At 64.5% G+C, this 10,851-nt stretch carries 11 protein-coding genes and 1 riboswitch; of the genes, 6 read left to right on the forward strand and 5 right to left on the reverse strand.

The window, feature by feature from the left end; all coding sequences use genetic code 11:
- Window positions 1–3: 3 nt before the first annotated feature.
- The gene (locus GQY20_RS11645) at window positions 4–360 is read right to left on the reverse strand and encodes a VanZ family protein (RefSeq protein ID WP_157217229.1); all 357 of its coding nucleotides are present in this window, start codon (window positions 358–360) and stop codon (window positions 4–6) included.
- 91 nt (window positions 361–451) lie between these two features.
- On the opposite strand from GQY20_RS11645, the gene GQY20_RS11650 reads away from it, so the two are divergent.
- Window positions 452–1,378, forward strand: a complete 927-nt coding sequence (locus tag GQY20_RS11650) for an XdhC family protein (protein WP_157217230.1) — start codon at window positions 452–454, stop codon at window positions 1,376–1,378.
- A 253-nt stretch (window positions 1,379–1,631) separates the two neighbouring features.
- On the opposite strand, the gene rpmE is transcribed toward GQY20_RS11650, so the two are convergent.
- Complete coding sequence (rpmE, locus tag GQY20_RS11655) at window positions 1,632–1,862, reverse strand: 50S ribosomal protein L31 (protein WP_157217231.1); 231 nt, start codon at window positions 1,860–1,862, stop codon at window positions 1,632–1,634.
- A gap of 105 nt (window positions 1,863–1,967) precedes the next feature.
- A riboswitch (cobalamin riboswitch) is annotated at window positions 1,968–2,117 on the forward strand.
- An 89-nt stretch (window positions 2,118–2,206) separates the two neighbouring features.
- On the opposite strand from rpmE, the gene GQY20_RS11660 reads away from it, so the two are divergent.
- The 5 genes from GQY20_RS11660 to mobA all read left to right on the forward strand — a co-directional run bounded on the left by GQY20_RS11660 (window position 2,207) and on the right by mobA (window position 7,162).
- Window positions 2,207–4,099, forward strand: coding sequence for a TonB-dependent receptor plug domain-containing protein (locus GQY20_RS11660; protein WP_157217232.1), 1,893 nt, complete (start codon window positions 2,207–2,209; stop codon window positions 4,097–4,099).
- Between the two features lie 126 nt (window positions 4,100–4,225).
- Window positions 4,226–4,939: an ABC transporter substrate-binding protein gene (locus tag GQY20_RS11665; RefSeq protein WP_198350923.1), complete on the forward strand. Its 714-nt coding sequence runs from the start codon at window positions 4,226–4,228 to the stop codon at window positions 4,937–4,939.
- Complete coding sequence (locus GQY20_RS11670) at window positions 4,939–5,907, forward strand: FecCD family ABC transporter permease (protein ID WP_157217354.1); 969 nt, start codon at window positions 4,939–4,941, stop codon at window positions 5,905–5,907. Before GQY20_RS11665 ends, GQY20_RS11670 begins: the two co-directional genes overlap by 1 nt.
- A complete protein-coding gene (locus GQY20_RS11675) occupies window positions 5,904–6,605 on the forward strand; it encodes an ABC transporter ATP-binding protein (RefSeq protein ID WP_157217234.1) in 702 nt (233 codons plus the stop codon). Before GQY20_RS11670 ends, GQY20_RS11675 begins: the two co-directional genes overlap by 4 nt.
- On the forward strand, window positions 6,602–7,162 hold the full coding sequence (gene mobA / locus GQY20_RS11680; RefSeq protein ID WP_157217235.1) for a molybdenum cofactor guanylyltransferase: 561 nt from the start codon (window positions 6,602–6,604) through the stop codon (window positions 7,160–7,162). The genes GQY20_RS11675 and mobA overlap by 4 nt, the downstream gene beginning before the upstream one ends.
- Here the strand turns inward: mobA and fabZ are convergent.
- Genes fabZ through bamA form a run of 3 tightly spaced genes read right to left on the reverse strand, consistent with a single transcriptional unit; the run spans window position 7,128 to window position 10,809 of the window.
- On the reverse strand, window positions 7,128–7,550 hold the full coding sequence (fabZ, locus tag GQY20_RS11685; protein WP_408641087.1) for a 3-hydroxyacyl-ACP dehydratase FabZ: 423 nt from the start codon (window positions 7,548–7,550) through the stop codon (window positions 7,128–7,130). The genes mobA and fabZ overlap by 35 nt on opposite strands.
- A 53-nt stretch (window positions 7,551–7,603) precedes the next feature.
- Window positions 7,604–8,158, reverse strand: coding sequence for an OmpH family outer membrane protein (locus GQY20_RS11690; protein ID WP_157217237.1), 555 nt, complete (start codon window positions 8,156–8,158; stop codon window positions 7,604–7,606).
- 47 nt (window positions 8,159–8,205) lie between these two features.
- A complete protein-coding gene (bamA, locus tag GQY20_RS11695) occupies window positions 8,206–10,809 on the reverse strand; it encodes an outer membrane protein assembly factor BamA (RefSeq protein WP_232476003.1) in 2,604 nt (867 codons plus the stop codon).
- Between the last annotated feature and the right edge of the window lie 42 nt (window positions 10,810–10,851).

A 10,851-nucleotide genomic window follows, 5' to 3' on the forward strand; every position in this document is an offset into this window, starting at 1 on the left:
GAGTCAGGTCAGCCCGATGCGACGGGCGGGATTGACGACGGCCAACCCGACCGTCAGCGCGACCACATCGGCAACCCAATCATAGACACTGGCATCGCGATGCAGGAAGGGGATCGCCTGGCTGAATTCGATGAAGGCACCGAAAAAGGCAAGCCACAGGCCGATGCGCAGCGCGGTCGCACGGGGAAAGGCGAAAGCCGCCAGCGCCGCGAGCGTGAAGAACGCGACCATATGTTCGACCTTGTCGGAACTCGAGAAGGTCGGCGCCTCCTTCGCCGGCATGATCGCACAGACATAGGCGAAGAGAAGTGCCCCCCAGAAGAGAAAGGGCGCTATGCGGCGGAAAAATTGAATCGGCATTCCGCCATTTCTACAGGAACCGGTAGCGCCGCGACAATGAAATGCGGGTCAGACCGTTGATTTCGCGGCGCTCTACCCCCTAATCGCCGCCATGAACGAATTCGACCGACTGATCGACAGCATGCGGGCCTGGTCTCCATCGCCCATGGCAATCGCAACCGTCATCAATACCTGGGGTTCGGCGCCCCGCCCGCGAGGCAGCCACATGCTCGTCCATGCGGATGGCCGTTTCGAAGGATCGGTGTCCGGTGGCTGCGTGGAAGGCGAAGTGCTGATGGCAGCAGGGCAAACCATCGCCGACGGCAAGCCCCGCCGATTGCGCTATGGCGTGAGCGACGCGTCGGCCTGGGAAGTGGGCCTGCCATGTGGCGGCGAAATCGCGCTGATCGTGCAACCGCTGAGCGAGGATGGCTTCCCGCCAGCCCTGCTGGAGCAGGTTGCGGAGCGCCGGGCGGCGGGCCTGTGGACATCGCTTACGACCGATCTGCTCTCGGGGCGTACGCGCGAGGGCGCCGAGGTTGGCGACGAGCGGTTCGTCCGTCGTTATCAGCCGCCACGCCGGCTGTTCGTCGTTGGCGCCGTGCAGATCGCTCAATCGCTGGTTCGGATCGCACGGGAACTGGATGTGGTGCCAGTGCTGATCGATCCGCGGGCCCGTTTCCTGACCACGGAGCGTTTTCCCGACACGCAGCTCGACGATCGCTGGCCGGACGACGCGATCGAAGCGCATGGACCGGATTCGGCGAGTGCGATCGTGACGCTCAGCCACGATCCCAAGATTGACGACCCCGCGCTGATCGCCGCCCTTTCGACCCCGGCTGCCTATATCGCGGCCCTGGGATCGCGCCGCAGCCACGCCGCACGGCTCGATCGTCTGCGCCAGGCCGGCGTCGCGGAGGATCAGCTTGGCCGTATCGACGGGCCGGCGGGCATCGCCATCGGGGCGTTGGGTTCGGCTGAGATCGCTCTTTCCGTTGCAGCCGGAATGATCCAGGCCTTCCGGAACATGGGCAGCTAAACCCTGGATAAGTGGTCTGATTTTCCGAAACGGATGCGGATGCATCCGTTCCGGTCAGACCACTAGGGCGGTTTCGAGGCAGGTGGACGCACCCGCCCGTTCGAAAATCACAATATCATAAAGGCGATGGTCCGAACCGGCCGGATTGCGCACGCTCTGGAACGGTCGTGCTTTCGCCTGGCCGCTCCAAACCGCATGACGCCGGACCGGCAGAGGCCGGCCCGGCGTCAAACGATTGGTAAAGGCAGGAAGCTTATTTCTTGCCGAGCGTAAGGCCGCCGAAGCGCTTGTTGAAGCGCGCCACCTGGCCGCCGGTATCGAGGAGGGTGGACTTGCCGCCCGTCCAGGCCGGATGCGCCAGCGGATCGATGTCGAGCAGCAGCGTCTCGCCTTCCGAACCCCAGGTCGAGCGGGTCTCGTAGACGGTGCCGTCGGTCATCTGCACCTTGATCATGTGATAATCTGGATGAATGTCTTTCTTCACGGCCTAGCTCCTCAGGGGCTGGTTTCCGACCAGCCGGGAATGCGAAGGCGCGCCCTTACCGCCCATAGCCCGGCTTGACAAGGGCGCATCCCCTCTCCTAGCGGCCCGCGCAGGCGAAGGTGCCGCTCACGATGCACGACGGTGCGGCGGGGGAGCGGTGAAAAGGGAAGCCGGTGAAAATCCGGCGCTGTGCCCGCAACTGTAAGCGGCCCTCAGGCCGTGAAGTCAGGAACCTGCCCTCGCTGTCGTCCGCGCCCGGCCGGGATCAGCCGTCAGCGCGTGGAGCGGCAGATCATGCGCCGGTCCTCCGTGGCGACACCAACAGGTTCCCAGGGAGACGAAGAATGAACAGCCTCATCCTGCTTGCCGCCGCAGCTGCGGCCGCCTCGCCCGCCAGCGACAGCCCGGACACGATCGTGGTGACCGCGGCGCTGGTTCCTGTCAGCCAGGTCGATGTGCCGGCATCGGTGACGGTCTTCGATCAGCAGCAGATCCGCTCGCGCGGTGCGCCCTTCGCGCTCGACCTGATCCGCCTCGCCCCAGGCGTGTCGGTCGCGACTTCCGGCGACATGGGAGCGCTGACCCAGATCCGTATCCGCGGTGCAGAGGCCAATCACACGCTCGTCTATATAGACGGGATCGATTTCAACGACCTCGCCTCCGACGACCAGCCGCGCTTCGAAACCTTTGCCGCCGACGGGCTGGGCCGGATCGAGGTGATCCGCGGGCCGCAATCGGCGATCTACGGATCCGAGGCGCTGGGCGGTGTGATCGCACTCGACACGCCCGACCCATTCGGCGCGCTGCGTGCCACCGCCTCCGCCGAATATGGCAGCCATGATTTCGCGCGGACCTCCGCCGCGATCGCGTCCGGCGGCGACAAGGTCGGCATTTCGGCGACGGGGTCCTTTGCCCGATCCGACGGCATCGACATTTTGGGAGGCGGCACGGGCGACAAGGACGGCTTCAAATCCTATTCGGCAAGCCTCAAGGCGGTCGCCCGGCCGGGCAGCGACGGCGAGATCGGCATCGTCGGCCACTATATTCATCATCATGACGAGTTCGACGGCACGCCGCCGCCTTATTATCTGCGCGGTGATACGGCGGAAAGCTCGACCGCGGAAACCTATGCGCTGCGCAGCTGGGCGCGGCTGGGCCTGGGGCCGGACGCTGCCTGGAGCGGCCAGATCGACGCGCAATATCTGGACAGCACCAACCGCAACTATGACGGCGATGTCCATACCAACGACAGCATCGGCCGGCGCACGCGGATCGGCGGGCAAATCGTCCATCGTTTTGCCTTTGGTTCCAACCGGCAGACGCTGATCGCCCGCATCGATCGCGAGGACGAGCATTATGCCACGCGCGACCGGCAATATGGCAGCGCCAGCGACGTCGATTATAGCCGTGGTCGCACCGCCCTGCTGGGCGAATGGCTGGGTGAATGGGGCTCGCTCCTGTCGACCGACGTCGCACTGCGCCATGATGCCTTCAATCGCTTCAAGGATGCGACCACCGTCCGCGCCCATGCGATCCTGCATGTGACCCCGGCAATCGGCATCGTCGGCGGCTATAGCGAAGGCATTTCCCAGCCGGGCTTCGCGGAGCTGTTCGGTTATGGCCGCGACACCGGCTTCCTGGGCAATCCCGCTCTGACCCCCGAGAAATCGCGCGGTTTCGAGGCTGGCCTGCGCTGGGCGGGCCACACCGCGTCGCTGGAGCTGACCGGCTTCTCCAACGCGCTGCGCGACGAGATCGTCTATACCGGCCTGCCGGCGACCCCGACCATCCCCTATCCCTACACCTATGTGAACGATCCGGGTAAAAGCCGCCGGCGCGGCTTCGAGCTTTCGGGCGAATGGCGTCCGATCGCCGGTTTGCGGCTCAACGCCAACTACACCTACCTCGATGCGCGCGACGGCAGCAAGGTGCGCGAGGTGCGGCGGCCCAAGCATAGCGCCAACCTCTATGCCGACTGGATCAAGGGGCCCTTCAGCCTGGGCGGCTCGCTGAGTTATGTCGGCAAGCGCCGCGACATTGATTTTGATATCTATCAGCCGGTGGAACTGAAGGACTATGTGCTGGCCGGTGGGCGGATCGCCTATGCCATCAGCAGCAATCTCGAGATATTCGGCAGGATCGAAAATGCCTTCGACAGCCATTATCAGGACGTGGTCGGATACCGGACGCTCGGTCGCACCGTCTATGGCGGCTTGCGCGTGCGGCTGGGCGAATAAGCGCATCGGGATCTGAAACCCGCGATGCAAGTGGTGAACTTCAGGACAACGCGAAAATTCCTTCGTTTTGCCATGGGGTTCGCTGCGCTTCTTGCCGCGCATCCTGCATTTGCCGGGCCGCGTCGCGTGGTATCGCTCAACCTGTGCACCGACGACATGGTGCTGCTGCTCGCCGATCCCGGCCAGATCGCCTCGCTCAGCTATCTTTCGCACGATCCGCGGGAGTCAGCCCTATGGCGGATTGCGCGGCGGCATGCCAGCAATGACGGCAGCATGCTGTCCGTCGCCGCCCTCAAGCCCGATCTGATCGTCTCGACCGGCGGGGGCCCGCGCGACCGGGCGACGCTGGCGCGGGCAATCGGCGCGCGCATCGTCGATCTGCCCTATCCGCTTTCGCTCGACGATCTCGAAGCAGGCATCCGCCAGCTCGCTGCCGCGCTGGGGCAGCCGGCGCGTGGCATTCGGCTGATCGCGCAGATCGCGGCGGTTCGTCGCAGCACACCGCGCCAAAGCCGGGAAGCGATCTTTCTCTCCGGCGGAGGACGCAGTCTGTCTGCCACTGGCCTGGGCGCACAATGGCTCCGGCTGGCAGGCATCCGCCAGCAGGCCCTGCCCGGCGACCGGATCGGCGTCGAGGCGCTGTTGCGCCATCCTCCGCAATTGCTGGTGCGCAGCACCTATCGTGCCGGCGAAACCTCCCGCGAGGGCGCCTGGCTGTCCCATCCCGCGCTGCGGACGATGCCGCGCACGCGGACCATCACGACAGATGGGCGCCGCTGGACCTGCATGGGCCCCTCCCTGCTTCCCGAAATCCTTCGCCTCAGGACACTCAACCGGTGATGCCGCGGGTCTGGTTCGTGGCGATCATAATTGCCCTGCTGTTCGCTGCCGGGGCGTCCCTGCTGCTCCCGTTCGAAGGACTGCCGCGCCTCATCGCCAGCGATCCTTCGCTGGCTACGACGATAGCGATCGAGATTCGCCTGCCGCGCACGGCGCTGGCACTCTTCTACGGCGCAATGCTGGGCGGCGCCGGTGCCGCGATTCAGGCACTCTTCGCCAATCCGCTGGCATCGCCCGACATTACCGGCGCGAGCGGCGGAGCCGCACTGGGAGCGGTCGTCACCGGCTATCTGTTCGGTTTTGCCGGCCCCTTCGGCCTGGCGACGGGAGGCGTGATCGGCGCGCTGCTCGCGCTTGTGCTGCTGCTCAGCCTCGCCGGATCGCATGCCGAAACCGCAACCCTGTTGCTCGCCGGCATCGCGATCAGCGCGGTGACAAGCGCGCTGACCACCTTGTCTCTGGCGCTCGCGCCTTCGCCTTTCGCCTTTTACGATGCCTATGACTGGTTGATGGGTTCTCTGGTCGACCGCAGCCGGAACCAGGCGCTCTTTGCGATCGCGCCGATCCTGCTGTCTCTCATCCTGTTGAGGCGCGACGCGCGCGCGCTCGACACGCTGGCGCTCGGCGAGGAGGCTGCGGCGTCGATGGGCTATGATCTTCGCACTTTGCAACGGCGGGTGATCGTCACCGTGGCCGTCGGTATCGGAGCGAGCGTTGCGATCTGTGGCGCGGTAGGGTTCATAGGGCTGGTCGCCCCCGTCTTTGCACGGCGGCTGACGCGCGGGCATCCTGGCCGCGCGATCGGCCCGGCGGCATTGATAGGCGCTCTGCTGCTGACTACGGCCGACCTTCTCGTTCGGGCCGCGCCGGAGGGCCGGATATTGCCGATCGGGGTGGTCACGGCGATGCTGGGGGCGCCCTTCTTCCTGTGGCTGGTTGCGCGAATGCGTTGGGACATCCGATCGTGATCCGGCTGTCGGCAACCGGCATCGCCCTGCCCGGCCGCCTCGGGCCGACCGACATCGCCTTGCGCGCGGGCGAGCTGACGCTGCTCGTCGGCCCGAACGGCGCAGGAAAGACAACCCTTCTGCGCGGCATGGCCAGGATCGGTGCGGCACGCGGTGCATGCCGGATCGATGGCTTCGACGTGGGCACGCTCGGACCGGCGAACCGTGCGCGGCATCTCGGTTATCTGCCGGCAAGCCGCGATATGGATTGGCCGCTCACCGCGCGGGATCTCATCGCGCTCGGTCAGATCGATCCCTCGAAAGAAGCCATCGCCGCGATGCTGGAGCGCGTGGGGGCAGGCGCGTTCGGCGATCGCAGGGTGGATCGCCTCTCCACAGGCGAACGGGCACGCATTCTGCTGGCGCGCGCGCTGATCAACGCACCGTCTGCACTGCTGCTCGACGAACCTGTGGCCAATCTCGATCCGCTCTGGCAGCTGCGCGTGCTCGATATCGTTAAAGCCGAAGCGCGCCGTGGCGCGGCCGTGCTCGCGACGGTGCATGATCTCGACCTGGCACGGGCGCATGCCGCCCGTATCCTGGTGATCGCGGGAGGACGGATCGTGGCTGACGGACCGCCTGAGACTGCCCTCTCCGACCGGATCTTGGCCGAAACGTTCGGCATCGCTAGATCCGGCGACGGATGGGTGATAGCATGAGCATATTGGGTGCGATCTTCGCCGGTGGCCAGGCGCGTCGTTTCGGCAGCGACAAGGCGGCGGTCGAGATCGACGGCATCGCCATGCTGGACCACGTCGCTGCGCAGCTCGCGCCGCAATGCGATGCACTGGTGGTTGTCGGTCGGCAATGGCAGGGGCTCGCCGCGATTGCCGATCAGCCGCGGCACGGGCTCGGTCCGCTCGGCGCGCTCGCGGGAGCGCTCGTCCATGCGGCGACGGAAGGGTATGATGCGGTGCTGACCAGCGGATGCGACCTGCCGGACCTGCCGGACGATCTTATCCAGCGCCTGTCGCCGGCTTCCTCTGTGTTGCGCGGCCAACCGCTGGTCGGTCTGTGGGACGTGCGACTCCGTCCGCTGTTGATCGCACATCTCGATCAAAGCGCCGACAGATCGATGCAAGGGTTGATCGAAAAGGCGGGCGCGCGACGAGTCGATCCACCGCGCGCCCTGGCCAATATCAATACGCCTGATGATCTCGCAGCCTATCGCCGCGAAGAGCTCAGGCGGCTGGAGGATCCGCGATCATCGCGGTGAAATTGCATTCCGCCGCGACCTTGCCCGCGATCAGTGCGCGACCGGCGAATTTGCAGACGCTCGAACGCTTCTGGACGAACTCCACCTCAAGGTGAAGCAGCACGCCCGGTTCCACCGGATTGCGGAATTTCGCATTCTCGATGCCGAGGAAATAGACCAGCTTGCCGGTGCCCGACAGGCCAAGCGATTCCACCGCGAGCACGCCGGCAGCCTGCGCCAGCGCCTCCACGATCAGCACGCCCGGCATGATCGGCCGATCCGGGAAATGGCCGGCGAAAAAGGGTTCGTTGACCGAAACCGCCTTGATCGCGACGATCGACTGGTTCGGAATCAGCGTTTCGACGCGATCCACCAGCAGCATCGGAAAACGATGCGGCAACGCCGCCATCACCCGCCGGATGTCCAGCGGGCCGATGGCGGTGGCCGCCGCGGTGGTTTCGCTCACCGGCCTTGGGACTTGGCGGCCGGAGCAGCAGGCTGCGCCGGCGCGTTGACCTGGACGCTGGGCAGCGCGGAGTTGAGGCGCGTCGTCACCAGATTGGTGATGTCCAGCGCATCCGAAGCCTGCAGGGTCGCGCCCCGCGCGAGCGCGATGTTTGCGCCCTTCTCCTTCATGATCGCGGTGATGATCGGCTGCGCCGCATCGTTGATCTGCTTCACCACATATTGCTGGTTGAGCTGGAGCTGACGCTGCTTGGTGCCGATCTCGTTCTGGGCGGCGGCCTCACGGGTCTGGAGGTCCTTGGCCTTCGCCTCGATCTGCGGCTGCGTCATGGTCTTGCCGTCGACCGCCTTCTGCAGCGCCTGCTCTTCGCCGTCGAAGCCGGTACGCAGTTGTTGCACGCGCGACTGGAGAGCATTTGCCTGGGCCTGAAGCTGAGTCTGCGCGCCCTTGCCCGCATTGCAGCTGTTGATGACGTCTTCCATGTCGACCAGCACGATCGAGGCAGCGGGGACGGCCTGGGCGTGCGCGGGGGCGACTATCGCGGTGGACACAAGCAATGCAGTTGCGACAGTGGTCGCGAGAGAAACGAATTTTTTCATTAGAACTGGGTCCCTACGTTGAACGAGAAAAGCTTGGTGTCGTCGCCTTTGGCCTTCAGAAGCACCTTCGATATATCGATGCGGAATGGGCCAAAGGGTGAATTCCAGTTCACGCCGAAACCGATCGCTACGCGCGGCTTGGGCGTGTTGCCATAGAATTGCTCGGTGAAAGCTGGGATGGTTTGGCCATATAGCGTGGTCCCGGTCGGGCAGTCGCCGGTTGGCTTCGTCGAGAGCGCGCCGGTCGAGCTGTTATAGCATTGCTGGTTGCCAGCACTGTCAAGGATCGGGCGGGTATAGGCTGTAGGATTCTGCACCAGATCGTTGGAATTGATCTTGGTGCCCCACACGGCACCGATGTCGGCGAAGATCGACGGCCTCAGGCCGAGCTCGCGCGCACCGGCGCCGAGCGGGATTTCGAGCTCCGCACGGCCCTGATAATATTTGTTGCCGCCGAGCGCATCGTCGGTCTTGTCGGTGCCCGTCGACGTGGGATCGGTATAGCGCCGGATGATACGCGGGCCGACGCCGCGGATGTCGAAGCCGTGCATCTGCGGATCGCCGAGGAAGAAGCGATCGGTGAGGCGGACCGACTGGCCGAGGCCGAAGATCACGCCACCTTCGCCGCTCAGCGAGAAGATGAAGCCGTTGCCGATACCCCAATATTGCTTCGCGTTTATCGTGGAGCGGATGTACCGAACGTCGCCGCCTAGGCCTGCGAAATCTTGGCTCAGGATGATGCGCCGGCCGGCGCTCGGCCGAATACGATTATTGAGATTGTCGTAGACCAGGCTGTAGCCGACGGACGAAGTCAGGCGCTTGCCGATCGCATCGCAGAGATAGCGGCCGGCAAGGATCGGATCGCACTTGCCGTCGGTATAATAGGTACCCTTGTCGAGCGACACGTCGTCATAGTTGAGCGTGTAGCGCAGCGCGGTCGACCAATATTCGGTCAGCGGCACGCCCAGGCGAACCTGGAAGCCCGTGGTGGACTGCGAATAGGTGGTCTGGCGGTCGTTGCCGTTCAGATAGTTGAACGAGTTATAGTCGCGCCGATATACGTCACCGCCGATCGCAATGTTCTTGTCGAACAAATAGGGTTCGGTGAAGCCGAGATTGACCGATTTGGAATATTTCGACCAATCGGCGCTGGCGCGGACCTCCTGGCCCTTGCCCATGAAGTTATGCTCGGTGATGCCGAGGTTGACGATGAAGCGCTCGAGGCTGGAATAGCCAGCCGAGACCTGGAGCTCGCCGGTTGATTTCTCCTCGACGTTGGTCGTCAGGATCACCCGGTCCGGCGCGCTGCCCTGCTTCTGGTCGATCTCCAGCTTATCCTGGAAGAAGCCCAGGCTCTGGATGCGGTCGCGCGAGCGCTTGACCTTGAAGCTGTTGAACGCATCGCCTTCCGCGAGGCGGAACTCGCGGCGGATCACCTTGTCCTGCGTGTGGGTGTTGCCGTTGATGTCCACCCGTTCGACATAGACGCGCGGCGCCTCGTTGACCTTGAAGGTCACCGCCATCGTCCGCGTGTCCTTGTCACGGTCGAACTGCGGATCGGTATCGGCGAAGGCATAGCCGAGCAGGCCGGCGGTCTGGTTGATCAGGTCGACCGTGTCCTCGACCATCTTGGCATTGTACCAGTCGCCCTTGTGCATCTTGACCAGCGGCTGCAGGTCGGCGGGCTTGAGGTCGCGGATGTCGCTGTCGACGTTGATGTCGCCGAACTTATAGCGTTCACCTTCCTCGACCACATATGTGATGATGAAATCGCGCTTGTCCGGCGTCAGCTCGGCAAGCGCCGAGACCACATTGAAGTCGGCATATCCCTGGGTCAGGTAGAATTGCCGCAGCTTCTGCTGATCATAGGCGAGACGATCGGGATCGTAGCTGTCCGATGAGCTGAAGATGCGCCAGGGCCGCGACTGCTTGGTCGCCATCTCCTGCCGCAGGCGCCCGTCGCCGAACTTCTGGTTGCCGATGATGTTGATCTGGCGAACCTTGGATTTCTTGCCCTCGGTGATCTGGAAGACGATGTCGACACGGTTCTGGTCGAGCTGCACCATCTGCGGCTCGACGGTGGCGGCGAAGCGGCCCTGGCGCCGATACAGCTCGATGATGCGCTGCACGTCGGCGCGCGCCTTGGATCGCGTGAAGATCTCGCGTGGGGCAAGGTGTATCTCGGGACGGATCTTGTCGTCCTTGACCGCCTTGTTGCCTTCCAGGACGATGCGGTTGATCACGGGATTTTCGCGGACCAGGATAGTGAGCGCGCCGCCGTCGTCGCGGATCTGCACGTCCGCGAACAGCTCGGTCGCGTAGAGGTCCTTCAGGGCCTGATCCAGCGTCTCGCGCGTATAGGAATCGCCTGCCTTGAACGACAGATAGGATCGAACCGTGTCCGGTTCTATGCGTTGTGAACCTGAGACGGTGATCGACTTTACCACTCCGGCAACGGGTGCCGCCGCAGGAGGCGCAACCGGAGGAGCGGCGGGAGTTGCGGTCGTGCTCTGCGCCAAGGCGGAAGTACCGCCCAGGATCGTGCCGATCAGGAGCGCCGAAGCCAATCGGGGGCCGTGCGGCCGTACTGAAATGAATGTCACCTGCGAACCGTCCCCGTCCCGAAAAGGGCGCTGGCCGAACCG

The organism is Flavisphingomonas formosensis (genome assembly GCF_009755815.1).
Taxonomy (GTDB): Bacteria; Pseudomonadota; Alphaproteobacteria; order Sphingomonadales; family Sphingomonadaceae; genus Flavisphingomonas; species Flavisphingomonas formosensis.

What these genes read in the sequence shown, in the direction of transcription:
- GQY20_RS11645 (WP_157217229.1), bottom strand. Translation starts at nt 360, where the DNA reads ATGCCGATTCAATTTTTCCGCCGCATAGCGCCCTTTCTCTTCTGGGGG.
- GQY20_RS11650 (WP_157217230.1), top strand. Translation starts at nt 452, where the DNA reads ATGAACGAATTCGACCGACTGATCGACAGCATGCGGGCCTGGTCTCCA.
- GQY20_RS11660 (WP_157217232.1), top strand. Translation starts at nt 2,207, where the DNA reads ATGAACAGCCTCATCCTGCTTGCCGCCGCAGCTGCGGCCGCCTCGCCC.
- GQY20_RS11670 (WP_157217354.1), top strand. Translation starts at nt 4,939, where the DNA reads ATGCCGCGGGTCTGGTTCGTGGCGATCATAATTGCCCTGCTGTTCGCT.
- mobA (WP_157217235.1), top strand. Translation starts at nt 6,602, where the DNA reads ATGAGCATATTGGGTGCGATCTTCGCCGGTGGCCAGGCGCGTCGTTTC.
- fabZ (WP_408641087.1), bottom strand. Translation starts at nt 7,550, where the DNA reads ATGGCGGCGTTGCCGCATCGTTTTCCGATGCTGCTGGTGGATCGCGTC.